Raw genomic sequence first — 17,175 nt, 5'->3', positions numbered from 1 at the left:
AATTCTGACCGCAACGACTCAAAGACTACTGTGACGCAGACACCACAAGGCACGCAGCCTGGAAGGTTGCGCGCACTTGTAGAAATTTTGAGGTGCTTGGAGAGGCGGCCTGGGTAAGGCCACCGAATCTTCAGCGAGTTGTTGCCAGTTCCTGTTGGACGCTGGCGACAGTGCGAGGCCAAGGTTTACCAGCCTGAACCTTCGCTGGCAAGGCCTTGATGGCGGAAACGGCTGCATCACGATTGGCGAAGTTGCCGTAGGTGATCACGTAGAGCGGCTTGCCGTTGAGGACTTTCTTGAAATAACGGTACTCGCCGCCCTGCTCCTTGACGAAGTTTTGTGCGGCCGTTTCGGAGCTGGTGCCGAGGATCTGCACCACGTAGTTACCCGGCGCCTGACCTGCATACCAGGTGCCACCGGCAGCCTTGGCGACGGTCGCTGGTTTCTCGGCTGGCTTGGCGGCAACGGCGGCTGGCTTGGCTGGTGCTGGAGCCGGCTTGGCAGCCGGAGCAGGCGCTGGCTTGGCGGTAGCGACCTGGGTCGGCGCTGGAGTCGGGTTGGCTGTTGGCGTCGGCGCAGGACCGGCCGGAACGCCGGCTGGCGGTGCAGTCGTGGTCACGGTCGGCGGTGTCGCGCTGGAACCCTCGACCGGCACCCCGTCATCGCCCTCGGTAATGCCGCCCGCCGCTTCGGCCAATGGAGCCCGCATGACCGGTTGCGAATTGCCGACCAACGGCAATGGCGTTGGCTGCGTGTTGCCGGCGAATTCGACGGCCGGAGCGCCGCCCGGTTGTGGCGAGCCCTGGCCGAGCGGCAGTTGCGCCTGTTCGTTGGCAGGCGCACCCGTGGTCGGTGCCTTGCTGCGACCGGGCATCAACCAGGCGGCGGCTACCGCGACCACAACGACGGCGGAAATCGCCAATACGTGTTTCTTCGGCATATTGAACCCCATACTTGGACGCTTCACCGCTGAGCGGCTGGCAATCATGGCTTCGATCATTGCATCGCGGGCAACCTGGTTGATGTTGCCAGGCCAACCCTCGGAGCTTTCGTGAATATCAGAGATCTGATTTGCAGTGAAAAGTTCGATACCCCGGCCGGCGCCTTCGAGCCGCTGATCCAGATATTCGCGGGTTTCCTCTTCGGTGTAAGGCTGCAGCTCGATGACGTGGAAGCGTTCTTCCTCGAGTTGCAAAGCCTCAAGCTGAGCGATCATCGACGACTCGCCGAACAGAAACACATGCGGACGGCCTTCCGGCGCACCAGCGGCCAGAGCCATCAAGGCTTCCAGCGCGGACTCGTCGAGCTGCTCGGCGTCATCGACCAGCAGATAGACTTCCTGCCCAGTGAGAGCAAGCTGCACCACCTGCTTCAGGATTGCACCGATCTCGGCCTGGGCAACGTCCAGTGCCTGGGCGACCTGGCGCAACACGCCAGCCGAATCACCCGCACCTTGGGCGGAAACCACCAGGCTCTGCACGGTTTGCTTGTTGGTGCTGGCCACCAGGGCCTGACGCAGCAGGGTCTTGCCACTGCCATGCGGACCTGTGACCACCAACAGCAACTGGCTGTACCGCGCCAGATGGTGCAACTGCCCCAGCACCGGCTTGCGCTGGGCAGGGAAAAATTTGAAGCCAGGGACCCGCGGAGCAAAAGGGTCATGATTCAACTGGTAGTGGCCGAGGAAAGCCTCGTCGGCATGCAAACTAGTCATCGCGTTCTTATTAACCTTTAAGCTGAGCCAGGGCGCGGTAATCCGCTCCCAGCGTGGCCTGTAGAACCTCTTTCGGATAATCGTCGGTCACTACCGCTTCGCCCATGTGGCGCAGCAGCACCAGGCGCAAACGACCGTCGATCACTTTTTTATCAATTGCCATGTGTTCGAGGAAATCGGCTGCCGTCATTTCTTCAGGCGGAATAACCGGCAGACCGGCGCGCTGGAATAGGCGAATGCCGCGGTCGCGATCCTGTTCGCTGATCCAGCCCAGGCGCGCGGACATTTCCAAAGCCATCACGGTGCCAGCAGCGACCGCTTCACCATGTAGCCATACACCGTAGCCCATGTGGGTTTCGATGGCGTGACCAAAGGTATGGCCCAGGTTGAGCGTGGCACGCACACCGGTCTCTTTTTCGTCCGCGCCGACTACCGCGGCCTTGGCAGCACACGAGCGCTCGATGGCATAGGTCAGGGCTTGCTGATCCAGATTGCGCAGGCGGTCGACGTTGTCTTCGAGCCAAGTCAGGAACGGCTCATCGCAGATCAGCCCGTACTTGATGACTTCGGCCAGGCCGGCGGACAGCTCCCGGGGCGGCAGGGTATTGAGGGAAGTGGTGTCAATCAGCACGACGTTCGGCTGATAGAAGGCGCCGACCATGTTCTTGCCCAGCGGATGGTTAATCCCGGTCTTGCCACCCACCGAAGAGTCGACCTGCGACAGCAGCGTGGTCGGAACCTGGATGAAATCGACACCACGCTGGTAGCAGGCAGCCGCGAAACCGGCCATGTCGCCAATCACGCCGCCACCCAGGGCGATCACCGTGGTGCGCCGATCATGCCGCGCGGTCAGCAGACCGTCGAAAATCAGCTGCAGGGTTTCCCAGGTCTTGAAGGCCTCACCGTCGGGCAGCACCACGGAAATCACCGAGAACTGCGCAAGGCTGCGGGTCAGACGTTCGAGATAGAGGGGCGCGACGGTTTCATTGGAAATGATTGCCACTTGCCGTCCGCGAATATGCGGGGCCAGCAGCTCAGGCTGGTCCAACAAACCTTCGCCAATATGAATCGGGTAGCTGCGCTCGCCTAGATCGACCTTGAGTGTCTGCATGTGTCCCCACAGTGAAGATGGAATCAGGCAACCTGCCTTGAGTTAACGAATGTCTACGGCCATTGATGGTGTGACGCCGCTCGGTGGCCGCTCGCCACAGCGGTCATGGCAGGACGTCGAGGATAGCGCATTTCGCGCGGCGCTTTAACGGGGCGGCAATTGCTGCAGACGCTCCAGGATATCGAGCACTACCATTCGCGGCGGTCGTTCATCCGTTTCCACCACCAGATCGGCGATTTCCCGATAAAGGGGGTCCCGGATCGCCAGCAGATCCCTGAGGGTCTTGGCCGGATCAGCTGTGCGCAACAATGGCCGATTGCGGTCACGGGACGTGCGGCCGACCTGTTGCTCGACGGAGGCATGCAGATAGACCACCCGTCCGCCGGCACGCAGGGCCCGCCGATTGGCTTCGCGCATGACCGCGCCACCGCCGGTGGCCAGCACCACACCGTCGTAATCGCACAGCTCGGCAATCATTGCCTGCTCGCGCTCACGAAAGCCCGGTTCGCCTTCCTTGTCGAAGATCCATGGGATATTGGCGCCCGTGCGTAATTCAATTTCCTTATCGGAATCTTTGAATGGCAAGCGCAGCTCTTTGGCCAGCAACCGGCCGATGGTGCTTTTTCCAGCCCCCATCGGTCCTACAAGTATCAAATTTCGCACAGAATCAACGACTCACAGCAATCGCCTGGTTATTCATGATACGCGGTGTGAGAAACACCAACAGCTCGGATTTTTTCTCCGAAACCACGTCACGCCGGAAAAGGCGGCCAAGATACGGCACATCGCCAAGAAATGGCACCTTATCTACAACCTTGCTCTGAGTATTTGAGAAAACACCACCAATGACGATGGTCTCGCCATCGTTGACCAAGACCTTGGCATTGACTTCGTTTTTCTTGATCGGCGGTACATCCTGGACCTTGTTCAGGTAGTCCGGCTCGTCCTTGGTGACTTTTACCTCCATGATGATCCGGTTGTCCGGCGTGATCTGCGGCGTCACTTCCAACGACAGCGAAGCCTCTTTGAACGAGACCGAAGTAGCGCCGCTGGAGCTGGCTTCCTGATAGGGAATCTCGGTGCCCTTGAGGATCTTTGCGGTTTCCTTGTCGGAAGTGACCACCTTGGGTTGCGAGACGATTTCGCCATTGCCGGTCTTTTCCATGGCCGTCAATTCAAGGTCCAGCAAGACGTTGTCGGTAATGAAGGCAATGCCTATTCCCGAGGTGTTGTTGGCGACCCCCAGGTCGACGAACGGCGAACTGGTGCTGCCGCCGTCGCTGGTGCCGTTACCGACTCCCGAGGCATTCCAGTTGCCTCTATTCTGTATCGAGCCACCCCAGCGCACGCCGAGGCTCTTGTCGTAGTCGACGTTGGCTTCGACGATGCGCGCCTCGATCATCACCTGACGCACCGGAATATCCAGTTGCGCAACGATTCGCCGCAGTTCGTCGAGCCGGTCCTGGGTCTGGTAGGCAATGATGTTGTTGGTGCGCTCATCGACGGTGATTGACCCCCGTTCGTCGGCTTTCGCCTCGGCACTGGTCACCGACTGAAACAGTTTGGCGATATCGGCCGCCTTTGCGTAATTGACCTGCAACAGTTCCCGACGCAGCGGCGCAAGGTCGGCAATCTGCTTCTGCGACTCCAGCTCCTGGCGTTCACGGGCGGCAATTTCATCGGCCGGGGCGACGAGCAGCACATTACCCACCTTGCGCTTGTCCAGGCCCTTGGTTTTCAGCACCAGGTCCAGCGCCTGGTCCCAGGGTACATTTTGCAGGCGCAGGGTAATGCCCCCCTGCACCGTGTCACTGGCGACCAGATTGAGGTTGGTGAAATCGGCGATCAGTTGCAGCACCGAGCGCACGTCGATGTCCTGGAAATTCAGCGAGAGCTTTTCACCGCTGTAGGCATAGCGGTCCGCGTTGCGCTTTTGCAGGTCGTCGACAGTCATTGGGCGGATGCTGACGGTCAGCTTGTTGTCGGTCTGGTAGGTCGAATAATCGAAGGCACCGCTGGGTTCGATGGTGATCGTCGCCCTGTCGCCCGTGGCACTGGCATTGACGAACTGCACCGGCGTGGCGAAATCCTTGACGTCCAGGCGCACGCGCAATGCTTCGGGCAATCGGGTTTTGGCGAAACCGAGAATGATCTTGCCTTCGCGCTCCTGAATATCTGGCGCAATGGACGGATCCGACAAGTCGATCACGACATTGCCTTCCCCCTGGGTACCACGTTGGAAATCCACCGCACGAATGGCCTTGCCTGCCGGCGCAGCCGCGCGCGCCGGAGCCGGGACCGAAACGGCGGCAGCGGCCGCTCGCGGTGCCGTGCTTTTGCCACCCTGCCCGACAATCACAAACAGGTTATTTCCTTCGACCCGGGTGTCGTAAGGGCTCAACTGGGTCAGATTGATGATCAGCCGCGCACGATCCTTGGCCTCCACCACGGTCGCACTGCGGGCATTGCCACTGCCCAGGTCGCGAGTCTTGCTCGCCAGGTGGCTGACGACACCGGGCAGGTCCAGTGCAATCCTGGCCGGAGATTGCGTCGTGTAGCCACGGGGTGTCGGCGGTGGCTCGTCGAACACCAGCTTCAACTCGACGCGGTCTCCCGGCAACGCGGCGACATCCAGCGTCTTGAGGTTGGCCGCTTGTACCATCGGCGACAGCAACGCTATCCATAGCGATACTCCGAGGGTGGAGAAAATCCTGTTCATTGTTCGAGTTCCACTATGAATGCTCTTTCAAAGGAAGGGTCCGCGGCCGCTCCAGCCAGGCACCTTCGCCGTCGGGAACGATTTCGACCACATCGACTTGCGAGCCACTGATGGCGACTATCCGGCCATCGTTACGCCCCAAGTAATCACCGACTTTCAGCCGATGCACCCCACCGGCGCCGCGCAGCAACGCAAAGGCGCCTGCCGCATTGGAGATTGTGCCGACCATTTCAAACTGCTCGATATTGAAACCCTCGAGGTACTGCTTGACCCGGCCGGGATCAGGCTTGACATTGCGCGCGCCCTGCCTGTGCGCCAGATCGACTTTGGCCTGCCGGGAAAACGGGCTGCGCAAGTTGGCGGCGTTATAGGTGAATGTCGGGTAAGACCGGAATGTCGGCGTTGGTTCAATCTTGCCCGGCGCCCGCAGGCGCATTTCGTTCATGTAGGCGTCCAGGTCGCTGAAATCATCGCCGCCACCACAACCTGCCAAGACGGCGACCAATACCACTGTCGAACAACCACGAAGCGGGCTCATCAATGCAGCCCCTTGTCGTTGTAGCGGTAGGTCTTGGCCAGGATGCTCATGCGTAATTTCGGCCCGTCGCCGGGATTGACCGGCGCCAGGTCGAAATCATGCAGAGTGACGATACGCGGCAACCCGGCCACGCCACTGACAAAAGTGGCCAGGTCGTGATAGGCGCCGGTGACCGTGATCTGGATCGGCAGCTCGATGTAGAACGGCTGGGTGACCTCCGGCAACAGCTTGATCTCTTCGAACTCCAGGCCACTGCCCAGCCCCGTTCGCGTGATGTCTTCCAGCAAGCCGGGGACTTCGGTGTCGCTGGGCAGTTGTCGTAACAGCACGCCGAAGGAGTTCTCCATCTCCTTCATCTGCTGGGTGTAGAGCTCCAGATTCGCCGCTATATGGGATTTGCTGGCAAATTGTTCCTTGAGGCTCGACTCCTCCTCGCGCTTGAGTTCGAGCTGATTCTCAAGCTCGCTTGTGGAAAAGTTGTAGCCGATCGACAACACCAGGATCGCGATCACGATGCCCATCAGGACTTTGATCGCGGGTGGCCAGGAACCCATGTTATTGGTGTCCAGATCGTTGATGTCGATCCTGCGCAGCCCTTCGAACCATTCGGACGGACTCATTGGCCATCCTCCACGACCGCAGGCTGGATCTGACGAACGGTCAACTGAAAAACGTTGGCCTGGTCCAGTTGACCACCGGTCCTCGCTTTGACTTCGGTCAGGCTGGGTGCGTCGAACCAGTCGGACGCATCCAGGTTACGCATCAGGTCTGAAACACGGTTGTTCGATTGCGCCGCACCGGTGATGGACAAGGTCTTGCCCGTCATTTTGACTTCGGTGAAATACACCCCATCGGGCAAAGTCCGCGCCAGCTGATCAAAAATTCGCCCGCTGATTGGGCGATTGCCCTGCAAGGCCTGGATGATGCGCATGCGCTCGACCAATTGTTGACGACGAGCCTTGAGATCGCTGATCTGTTTGATCCGTTCGTCGACCACGGCAATCTGTTTGCCGATGTAATCGTTACGCGCAATCTGCCGCTCGATAGCGCTGTTGATGACCTGGTTGGCGATGAGCAATGCGCCTGCCGACCCCACGAGTACACCCGTCATCACCAGCAGAAAGCGTTTGCGACGCTCTTCACGCCGCTCTTCGCGCCAGGGTAATAGATTGATCCGCGCCATCAGTCGAAACTCCTGAGGGCCAGCCCGCAGGCAATCATTAGCGCCGGCGCATCGCTGGCCAGAGCCGCGGCGTTGACCTTGCTGCCCAATGTCATGTCGCAAAACGGGTTGGCCACCTGCGTCGGCATGCCCAATTGCTGCTCGATCAACCGGTCCAGACCGGGGACTGACGCGGTGCCGCCGGCCAGCAGAATATGGTCGACCGCGTTGTACTGGCCCGAAGCGAAGAAGAACTGCAATGAACGCGAAACTTGCAGCACCAGCGCCTCACGAAACGGCTGCAACACTTCGCTGACATAATCGTCCGGCAAACCGCCCTGCTTCTTCGCAAGGCCAGCCTGGTCAATGGTCAGGCCATATCGGCGCTGAATTTCCTCCGTGAGCTGACGGCCACCAAACAATTGCTCGCGGGTGTAGATGATCCGCCCGTCATGCAGCACGCTCAGGGTGGTCATGGTAGCTCCGACATCGACCACTGCCACCAGACGCCCTTGAGCGCCGCCCTGCTGGCTCTTGAGCAAACTGAAAGATCGCTCCAGGGCATAGGCTTCGACGTCGACCACGCGCGCAGTCAAGCCCGCCAGGGCCAGGGCGGCCTCACGGACCTCGACGTTTTCCTTGCGACAGGCGGCGAGCAACACATTGACCCGCTCAGGATTGCGCGCTGACGCGCCCTGGACTTCGAAATCGATGGCGACCTCGTCCAACGGATAAGGGATGTACTGGTCGGCCTCGATCTTCAGCTGGTCTTCCATCTCGTCGTCGGAAAGACCGGCATCCATCTCGATGGTCTTGGTGATCACCGCCGAACCGGCCACGGCCACAGCCACGCTTTTGAGGTTGGTCCGAGCCTTGGCCAGCACACGCGTCAGCGCCTGGCCCACGCCATCGAGCTCGGCAATATTTTTCTCGATGACCGCATTGGGGGGCAACGGCTCGACCGCGTAGGCTTCGACCCGATAGCCAGTGCCCTGGCGGCTCAGCTCCAGCAGCTTCACCGATGTGGAGCTGATATCGATCCCCAGAAGCGACCTGGCTTTTTTATTGAAGAGTCCTAGCACTACCAATTCCCTATGACTTTCCGTGAGTTACGGACTCCATTACGGGTGTTGCGTTCAATCCACCCGTCTTGACAGCTAGCGCAAATAACGCCTTGGACGGAAAAATGCTTATAATGCCCAGCGATTTTTTCCGCTTTTTTCTCAAGCGCGGGTCGTTCTCCTTTAGCCTGAACCCTGATGCCAAATTCATTCTTTGCCCTGGATGTCCAAAAGCCTTGATTCGTCTGCTGAAATTTTTCGGTTGGTCCATCGTCGCCGTATTCTGCGGACTGCTTCTGGGTCTGAGTGGGGCGTTTCTTTACCTTAGTCCCGGATTACCGTCCGTAGAGGCACTGAGAAGCATCCAGTTGCAGATTCCCTTGAGGGTCTACAGCAGCGACAACAAGTTGATCGCAGAATTCGGCGAAATGCGCCGTACACCGATCCGTTTCGCCGACATTCCCCCCAATTTCATTAATGCGTTACTAAGTGCTGAAGACGATAACTTCGCCAACCACTACGGCGTTGATCCCAGCAGCCTGATGCGCGCCGCTACTCAACTGGTAAAAAGCGGCCATATCCAGTCCGGTGGCAGCACCATCACCATGCAGGTGGCGAAGAACTTCTTCCTGACCAGCGAACGCAGCTTCTCGCGCAAAACCACCGAAATCCTTCTGGCCCTGCAGATCGAACGGCAACTGACCAAGGACGAAATCCTTGAGCTGTACGTCAACAAGATCTATCTGGGCAACCGCGCCTACGGCATCGAAGCAGCGGCTCAGGTGTATTACGGCAAGTCGATTCGCGACATCAGCCTGGCGCAGATGGCGATGATCGCCGGCCTGCCCAAAGCGCCTTCGCGATTCAACCCGCTGGCCAACCCGGCCCGTAGCAAAGAGCGTCGCGACTGGATCCTGGGGCGCATGTACAAGCTGGGCAAAATCAGCGAAGCCGACTACACCACCGCCATCAACGAGCCACTGAACGCCAGCTATCACGTTCCGACTCCGGAAGTGAACGCGCCCTACATCGCCGAGATGGCCCGCGCCGAAATGGTTGGCCGCTATGGCAGCGATGCGTACACCGAAGGTTTCCGCGTCACTACCACGGTGCCGAGCAACCTGCAGGAAATGGCCAACACCGCCGTCCACGAAGGCTTGATGACCTATGACCAGCGTCACGGCTATCGAGGCCCCGAGTCCCGCCTGCCGGGCAAGACGCGCGAGGCGTGGGCGACCGAACTGACCAAGCAACGCACCATCAGTAGCCTTGAACCGGCCATCGTCACTCAGGTCGACAAGAGCGGCCTGCAGGTGCTGACCCGCACCGGTAGCGAACATGTTGGCTGGGACAGCATGAAATGGGCTCGCCCATTCCTGAACACCAACAGCATGGGCGCCAATCCGAAGCAGCCTTCGGATGTAGCCCAGATCGGCGATCTGATTCGTGTGCAGCGCCAGGCAGACAATTCGCTGAAGTTCAGCCAGATCCCGCAAGCTCAGGGCGCGCTGGTCTCCCTTGATCCGCAAAACGGCGCCATCCGCGCGCTGGTCGGCGGCTTTGCCTTTGAGCAGAGTAACTACAACCGCGCCCTTCAGGCCAAGCGCCAGCCGGGTTCGAGCTTCAAGCCCTTCGTCTACAGCGCCGCGCTGGATAACGGCTACACCGCCTCCAGCCTGGTGAACGACGCACCGATCGTGTTTGTCGACGAATACCTGGACAAGGTCTGGCGTCCGAAAAACGACACCAACACCTTCCTCGGCCCGATCCGCCTGCGTGAAGCGCTCTACAAGTCACGCAACCTGGTTTCGATCCGCCTGCTGCAAGCGATGGGCGTTGGCAAAACCATCGACTACATCTCCCGCTTTGGCTTCAACAAGCAGGACCTGCCGCCCAACCTGTCCCTGGCCCTGGGCACCGCGACCCTGACGCCAATGGAAATCGCCACGGGCTGGAGCACCTTCGCCAACGGCGGCTACAAGATCACCCCGTACATCATCGACAAGATCGAAAGCCGCAACGGCGACACGCTGTTCGTCGCCAACCCGCCCAGCGTGCCAAAAGGTGGCGTCGCGACCGACGGTATCGCCGCACCGGCCGCCGAAGCCTTTACGGTCAATGCAACACCTGGCCAGACACTGAACCAGCAACCAGCAGCACAAACACCTGCCGTGGCTGAACGCATTGTCGATGGACGCACTACCTACATCCTCAACAGCATGCTGGAGGACGTGATCAAGCTCGGTACCGGCCGTCGCGCGCTGGCCCTGGGCCGCGGCGACATTGCCGGCAAGACTGGTACCACCAACGAGTCCAAGGACGCCTGGTTCTCCGGTTACAACGCCGATTACGTCACCACTGTCTGGACGGGCTTCGACCAGCCCGAAAGCTTGGGCCGCAAGGAGTTTGGCGGCACCGTCGCCCTGCCGATCTGGATGACCTACATGGGTGCTGCGCTCAAAGACATGCCGCCACACACCCAGCCAGAGCCGGAAGGTATCCTGAGCCTGCGGGTAGATCCGATCAGCGGTCGTGCAGCCACTCCAGGCACGCCAGGGGCCTACTTCGAACTGTTCAAGGTCGAAGATACGCCGCCGTCGGGCAATGAGCTGGGCAACGGAAATGCGCCAGGCAGCCCGCTGCCGGCGGATGAGGCGGCGCCGATCGATTTGTTCTGATCCCTTGGCCTATAAAAAACCCGGCCAATGGCCGGGTTTTTTATAGAGCCGCTACTTAGCCGTTGAACACATCATCCACGCTTTTCAGCGGGTAGTTCTTCGGATACGGCAGGGTCGCCACGCCGGTCTCGATCGCAGCCTTGGCCACAGCGTCGGAGATCAGGGTGATCAGGCGGGCATCCATTGGTTTCGGAATGATGTACTCACGACCGAATTCCAGCTTGATGCCGCCGTAGGCGTCGCACACTTCCTGAGGCACTGGCAGCTTGGCCAGTTCGCGCAGGGCGTTGGCCGCAGCCACTTTCATCTCTTCGTTGATGCGCTTGGCGCGAACGTCCAGGGCACCACGGAAGATGAACGGGAAGCCCAGAACGTTGTTGACCTGGTTCGGGTAGTCCGAACGGCCGGTGGCCATGATCACGTCGTCACGGGTGGCGTGTGCCAGCTCCGGGGAGATTTCCGGATCCGGGTTCGAGCAAGCGAACACGATCGGGTTGGCCGCCATGGATTTGAGGCCTTCCGGGCTCAGCAGGTTCGGGCCGGACAGGCCGACGAACACGTCTGCGCCTTGCAGGGCGTCTGCCAGGGTGCGCTTGTCGGTCGCGTGAGCGAAGACGGCTTTGTACTGGTTCAGGTCGTCACGGCCGGAGTGGATCACACCGGTACGGTCAACCATGTAGATGTTTTCGATGTTGGCACCCATGCTCACCAGCAATTTCATGCAGGAGATGGCGGCAGCACCGGCACCCAGGCAGACGATCTTGGCGTCGGCGAGGGTCTTGCCTGCGATTTCCAGGGCATTGATCATGCCGGCCGCGGTCACGATCGCGGTACCGTGCTGGTCGTCGTGGAATACCGGGATGTCGCACTGCTCGATCAGCGCACGTTCGATCTCAAAGCACTCAGGTGCCTTGATGTCTTCCAGGTTGATGCCACCGAAGGTGATGGAGATGCGTTTGACGGTGTCGATGAAGGCTTGTGGGCTTTCCGAGTCGACTTCGATGTCGAAAACGTCGATGCCGGCGAAGCGCTTGAACAGCACGCCTTTACCTTCCATCACTGGCTTGGAGGCCAATGGGCCGAGGTTACCCAGGCCCAGAATCGCGGTGCCATCGGAAATGACTGCAACCAGGTTGCCTTTGCCGGTGTATTTGTAGGCCAGCTCAGGATCGCGGGCGATCTCGCGTACTGGTTCAGCTACGCCGGGGCTGTAAGCCAGCGACAGATCGCGGGCGGTAGCAGTGGCCTTGGTGAGCTCGACACTCAGCTTCCCTGGACGAGGATTGGCGTGATATTCGAGAGCGGCAGTTTTCAGATCAGACATTTTGGCATTCCGCTTTTTACTGTTGGACAGACTGGTCAGCGAGGATACGCGCCTGGCAAAATCCCCACAAGACTGACCGGTCACCCCTGTCAAACGCCCTTCCCTACGACTTTGGGCCAAGAGCCACGGAACACAAGGGATAGACTGTTCACAATCTTTCTAAAAAATGTCTACAATTATTTTCAAATGGCCGTTGGTGCCAAATCACAGACACAAAAAAGGCGTCCGCAGGGGACGCCTTTTTCATCAGCATGGAAAAGCTGTAGCGCTTTCCCAGGTTGATCGGCCTTAGGCCTTTTTCGCACCGAAAGCACCAAAACGGTCTGCGAAGCGCTGAACGCGACCGCCAGTGTCCAGAGTCTTCTGCTTACCGGTGTAGAACGGGTGGCATTCGTTGCAAACGTCGATCGCCAGGGCTTTGCCGAAGGTCGAACGGGTTTCGAACTTGTTGCCGCAGCTGCAGGTAACAGCAACTGCTGGGTATTCTGGATGGATATCAGCTTTCATGGTGTCTTCCTCGGGCTAGCGTGCCGCCACCCAACACTATTGTTGAATACCGCACGTAATTAGGCCGCGGATTCTACCAGACAATGCCAATCACGCAAGCTGTCCCTCAAACCAGTCGTCTGCTAGGCTCGCGCCCTTCTTCATCGCTCCCTCATCGAGAAAACGCGTGCCCGACGCCATTCTGCGCCTCGCCTTGCCTTCGCCCCTGCGCCGCCTGTTCGACTACCGGGCGCCGGCCGGCGTGCTGCGTGCGCAGTTGCACCCCGGCATGCGTTTGCGGGTGCCGTTCGGCCGGCGGGAGATGATCGGGATTCTGGTGGAGGTCACCGACACCAGCGAAGTACCGGCGGAAAAACTCAAACCCGCCCTCGCCCTGCTCGACGCTACGCCGCCGTTGCCGCCCACGCTGTTCAAGCTGTGCCTGTGGACCTCGCAGTACTATCAGCACAGCCTCGGCGACACCTTGAGCTGGGCACTGCCGGTGTTGCTGCGCCAGGGCGAACTGGCCGAGGCGCGCCAGGAGCGCTTCTGGTCCGCTGCGCCGGGCGCCAGCCTCGATGACCCGCGTATCGCCCGTGCCCCGCGCCAGCGCGAAGCCCTGGCAACGCTGGCCCAGCACCCCCACGGCGTCGCCCATCAGTTGCTGAGCAAGCTGATGCTGAGCAAGGACAGCCTCGATCTATTGCTGGCCAAGGAACTGGTCCAGGTCGAAATCCGCAGGCACGCCCCCGGAGCCCGACACGAACACTGGCTGGCCCAACCCGAACTGCCACTCAACCCGGAACAGCGGGCAGCGTATGAAGCCATTCGCGCCGGGTTCGACAGTTACCACGCGTTCCTCCTCGCCGGCGTTACCGGCAGCGGCAAGACCGAAGTCTATTTGCAATTGATTCGCGAAACCCTGCAGGCCGGCAAGCAAGCGCTGGTGCTGATTCCGGAAATAAACCTCGGCCCGCAGACCCTGGCGCGCTTCGAGCAACGTTTCAACGCGCGCATCGCGCTGATTCACTCAGCGGTCAATGATCGCGAACGTCTCGACGCCTGGCTCGCTGCCCGCGACGGTGAAGCCGACATCATTATCGGCACCCGCTCGGCGCTGTTCACGCCGATGAAAAACCCGGGGCTGATCATCATCGACGAAGAGCACGACAGCTCCTATAAACAGCAGGAAGGCTTGCGCTATCACGCCCGCGATCTGGCGTTGGTGAGGGCACGCCAGGAAAACATCCCGATCGTCCTGGGCTCCGCCACGCCCTCACTGGAAAGCCTGCACAACGCCTACACCGGCCGCTATGGCCTGCTGCGGCTGAATGAGCGCGCCGGCGGCGCCAAGCAACCACGATTCCTGCGCCTGGATGTGAAAAGCCGTCCACTGGACAGCGGTATATCCGGGCCCATGCAACAAGCCATTGGTCAGACCCTCGCTGCCGGCCAGCAGGTGCTGGTTTTCCTCAACCGCCGCGGCTTTGCCCCGACCCTGCTGTGTCACGACTGCGGCTGGATGTCCGAGTGCCAACGCTGCGATGCGCGAATGACCGTGCACCAGCGTTACGGCGAACTGCGCTGCCATCATTGCGGCTATGTCGAACGCGTACCGCGCCAGTGCCCCAAGTGCAACAAGGTCGACTTGCGCCCCGTGGGAGCCGGTACCGAACGGGCCGAGGAACGCCTGGGGATCTTGTTCCCGGACTATCCGGTCCTGCGAGTCGACCGCGACAGCACGTCGCGCAAGGACGCGATGAACCAGTTGTTCGCGACCATCCAGAAAGGCCAGCCATGCATCCTGGTCGGCACGCAGATGCTCGCCAAGGGCCACCACTTTCCACGGGTAACCCTGGTCTCGATCCTGGATGCCGACGGCGGGCTGTTCTCCGGTGACTTCCGCGCCAGCGAGCGCATGGCGCAACTGATTGTCCAGGTCGCCGGTCGAGCAGGCCGGGCGGAAGAGCCGGGCAAGGTGATCATCCAGACACACCTGGCCGACCATCCACTGCTGGTGCAGTTGACCGAGCAGGGTTACTTCGCCTTTGCCGAGCAGGCCTTGAGCGAACGTCGCGCGGCAGGCCTGCCGCCGTTTGCGCATTTGGCATTGCTGCGCGCCGAGGCGCACAAGCCGGGTCAGGCCGAAGGGTTTCTTGATGAGGCGTGCAGCGAGGCCGAGCGTTTGCTGGCCGAACAGAATCTGACGGGGATCGAACTGCTCGGGCCGGTGCCGGCACCGATGGAGCGTCGGGCCGGGCGTTATCGTGCCCAGTTGTTGTTGCAGGCTACGGCACGGGCGCCGCTGCATCGGTTGCTTGCCAGTTGGTTGTTGGTGCTGGAGCAGATGCCGAGCGGGCGGGCGGTGCGTTGGTCGTTGGATGTCGATCCCGTCGATTTGTATTGATCTGAAGGATGCCTTCGCGAGCAGGCTCGCTCCCACATGGGGGTTATGGTGAATGCAGAATTTATGCACACACTGGATCTACTGTGGGAGCGAGCCTGCTCGCGAAGGGGCCCGATTTGTCACCACATATCCATAACCTGCCCGCTATAGTTGGCAAGCTCGCCTTGGCAACGGATAATGCCCAGTTTTTCCACCAGCGCATGATGCGCCGCCGCGCCTGCGGTCGAAAGAGAAGACCATGAAAGACACCATTCGCCAGCTGATCCAACAAGCCATCACCCAACTCGTCAACGAAGGTGTGTTGCCTGAAGGCCTGTCGCCGGCGATCCAGGTGGAAAACTCACGCGACAAGAAGAACGGCGACTTCGCCAGCAACATCGCCATGATGCTGGCCAAGCCGGCGGGCATGAAACCGCGCGACCTGGCGGAAAAAATCATCGCTGCGCTGCCGGCTGACGAAAACGTCTCCAAGACCGAAATCGCCGGCCCTGGCTTCCTGAATTTCTTCCAGAACACCGATGCGCTGGCTTCGCGCCTGGACGCCGCGCTGGCCGACGCCAACATCGGCGTACGCAAGTCCGGCCCGGTACAGCGCACCGTGGTCGACCTGTCGGCACCGAACCTGGCAAAAGAGATGCACGTCGGCCACTTGCGCTCGACCATCATTGGCGACGGCGTGGCCCGCGTGCTGGAATTCCTCGGCGACGAAGTGATCCGGCAGAACCACGTCGGCGACTGGGGCACCCAGTTCGGCATGTTGATGGCTTACCTGCAGGAAAACCCGATCACCAGCGACGAACTGTCGGACCTGGAAAACTTCTACCGCGCCGCCAAAGGGCGCTTTGACGAATCCGAAGAGTTCGCCGACCGCGCCCGTGGCCTGGTGGTCAAGCTGCAGGCTGGCGATGCCGATTGCCTGGCACTGTGGACCAAGTTCAAGGACATCTCGCTGTCCCACTGCCAGAAAATCTACGAGCTGCTGAACGTCAAATTGACCATGGCCGACGTGATGGGCGAAAGCGCCTACAACGACGACCTGATCAATGTGGTCAACGACCTCAAGGCCGCTGGCATGCTGGTCGAGAGCAACGGCGCCCAGTGCGTGTTCCTCGACGAGTTCAAGAACGCCGACGGCGACCCGCTACCGGTGATCATCGTCAAGGCCGACGGTGGTTACCTCTACGCCACCACCGACCTGGCCGCCGTGCGCTACCGCAGCGGCAAGCTCAAGGCCGATCGCGCACTGTATTTCGTCGACCAGCGTCAGGCCCTGCACTTCCAGCAAGTGTTCGCCGTGGCGCGCAAGGCCGGCTTCGTGACGCACCCGATGGAAATGGAACACATGGGCTTCGGCACCATGAACGGCGCCGATGGCCGCCCGTTCAAAACCCGTGATGGCGGCACCGTGAAGCTGATCGACCTGCTGACAGAAGCCCAGGAACGCGCCTACACCCTGGTGAAGGACAAGAACCCTGAACTGGCCGAAGCCGACCTGCGCAACATCGCCAAGGTCGTGGGCATCGGCGCGGTGAAATACGCAGACCTGTCCAAGCACCGCACCAGCGACTACAGCTTCAACTTCGACTTGATGCTGAACTTCGAAGGCAACACCGCACCGTACCTGCTGTACGCCTACACCCGCGTGGCTGGCGTGTTCCGCAAACTCGGCAAGGACTTCAGCGAAGTCGAAGGTAAAATCAGTCTCGAAGCAACCCACGAACACGAACTGGCGGCAAAACTCGCACAGTTTGGCGAAGTGCTGAACAACGTGTCCGAGAAGGGTACGCCGCACATCCTCTGCACCTACCTGTACGACGTCGCCGGCCTGTTCTCCAGCTTCTACGAGAACTGCCCGATCCTCGCCGCCGACACCCCGGAACAAATGCAGAGCCGTCTGCGCCTCGCCGCGCTGACCGGACGCACTCTCAAGCAAGGCCTGGAACTCTTGGGCCTGGAAACTCTGGAGCGTATGTAA

General features: G+C 60.3%; 13 protein-coding genes. 3 read left to right on the top strand and 10 right to left on the bottom strand.

The genetic code is table 11. The annotated features are described in order from the left end of the window. Positions 1-130 precede the first annotated feature (130 nt). From ACA058_RS01885 to ACA058_RS01850, 8 genes are all read right to left on the bottom strand, one after another. Positions 131-1,714, bottom strand: coding sequence for an SPOR domain-containing protein (locus ACA058_RS01885; RefSeq protein ID WP_497637584.1), 1,584 nt, complete (start codon positions 1,712-1,714; stop codon positions 131-133). A gap of 10 nt (positions 1,715-1,724) precedes the next feature. Then, the gene (gene aroB, locus ACA058_RS01880; RefSeq protein ID WP_497637583.1) at positions 1,725-2,825 is read right to left on the bottom strand and encodes a 3-dehydroquinate synthase; all 1,101 of its coding nucleotides are present in this window, start codon (positions 2,823-2,825) and stop codon (positions 1,725-1,727) included. A 144-nt stretch (positions 2,826-2,969) separates the two neighbouring features. Then, the gene (gene aroK / locus ACA058_RS01875; RefSeq protein ID WP_032831512.1) at positions 2,970-3,488 is read right to left on the bottom strand and encodes a shikimate kinase AroK; all 519 of its coding nucleotides are present in this window, start codon (positions 3,486-3,488) and stop codon (positions 2,970-2,972) included. Positions 3,489-3,492: 4 nt separating this feature from the next. After that, complete coding sequence (locus ACA058_RS01870; protein ID WP_497637582.1) at positions 3,493-5,544, bottom strand: type IV pilus secretin PilQ; 2,052 nt, start codon at positions 5,542-5,544, stop codon at positions 3,493-3,495. 13 nt (positions 5,545-5,557) lie between these two features. Further along, entirely contained in the window at positions 5,558-6,082 is a 525-nt protein-coding gene (locus tag ACA058_RS01865; RefSeq protein ID WP_497637581.1) for a pilus assembly protein PilP, read from the bottom strand. Next, positions 6,082-6,702, bottom strand: a complete 621-nt coding sequence (gene pilO / locus ACA058_RS01860; RefSeq protein WP_497637580.1) for a type 4a pilus biogenesis protein PilO — start codon at positions 6,700-6,702, stop codon at positions 6,082-6,084. Before pilO ends, ACA058_RS01865 begins: the two co-directional genes overlap by 1 nt. Continuing rightward, entirely contained in the window at positions 6,699-7,265 is a 567-nt protein-coding gene (locus ACA058_RS01855; protein ID WP_497637579.1) for a PilN domain-containing protein, read from the bottom strand. The genes pilO and ACA058_RS01855 overlap by 4 nt, the downstream gene beginning before the upstream one ends. After that, positions 7,265-8,326: a pilus assembly protein PilM gene (locus tag ACA058_RS01850; RefSeq protein WP_497637578.1), complete on the bottom strand. Its 1,062-nt coding sequence runs from the start codon at positions 8,324-8,326 to the stop codon at positions 7,265-7,267. The genes ACA058_RS01855 and ACA058_RS01850 overlap by 1 nt, the downstream gene beginning before the upstream one ends. Before the next feature lie 218 nt (positions 8,327-8,544). Here ACA058_RS01850 and ACA058_RS01845 point away from each other — a divergent pair, with 218 nt between their 5' ends. Then, positions 8,545-10,983 carry a penicillin-binding protein 1A gene (locus ACA058_RS01845; protein ID WP_497639847.1) on the top strand — a complete coding sequence of 813 codons (2,439 nt, stop codon included), beginning with the start codon at positions 8,545-8,547 and terminating at the stop codon, positions 10,981-10,983. A gap of 55 nt (positions 10,984-11,038) precedes the next feature. Here ACA058_RS01845 and ACA058_RS01840 read toward each other — a convergent pair whose 3' ends face one another. Further along, positions 11,039-12,307: a malic enzyme-like NAD(P)-binding protein gene (locus ACA058_RS01840; protein ID WP_497637577.1), complete on the bottom strand. Its 1,269-nt coding sequence runs from the start codon at positions 12,305-12,307 to the stop codon at positions 11,039-11,041. A gap of 288 nt (positions 12,308-12,595) precedes the next feature. Continuing rightward, positions 12,596-12,814 (bottom strand): 50S ribosomal protein L31, encoded by a 219-nt coding sequence (rpmE, locus tag ACA058_RS01835; protein ID WP_008047849.1) that lies wholly within the window; start codon positions 12,812-12,814, stop codon positions 12,596-12,598. Between the two features lie 166 nt (positions 12,815-12,980). On the opposite strand from rpmE, the gene ACA058_RS01830 reads away from it, so the two are divergent. Together ACA058_RS01830 and argS are read left to right on the top strand one after the other, a co-directional pair. After that, the gene (locus ACA058_RS01830; protein ID WP_497637576.1) at positions 12,981-15,200 is read left to right on the top strand and encodes a primosomal protein N'; all 2,220 of its coding nucleotides are present in this window, start codon (positions 12,981-12,983) and stop codon (positions 15,198-15,200) included. A 238-nt stretch (positions 15,201-15,438) separates the two neighbouring features. After that, positions 15,439-17,175 (top strand): arginine--tRNA ligase, encoded by a 1,737-nt coding sequence (gene argS / locus ACA058_RS01825; protein ID WP_497637575.1) that lies wholly within the window; start codon positions 15,439-15,441, stop codon positions 17,173-17,175.

The sequence above is a fragment of the Pseudomonas sp. LBUM1649 genome, assembly GCF_059716155.1.
Note: the sequence above shows the minus strand (reverse complement) of the source record. Positions and strands in the feature narration are given on the sequence as shown.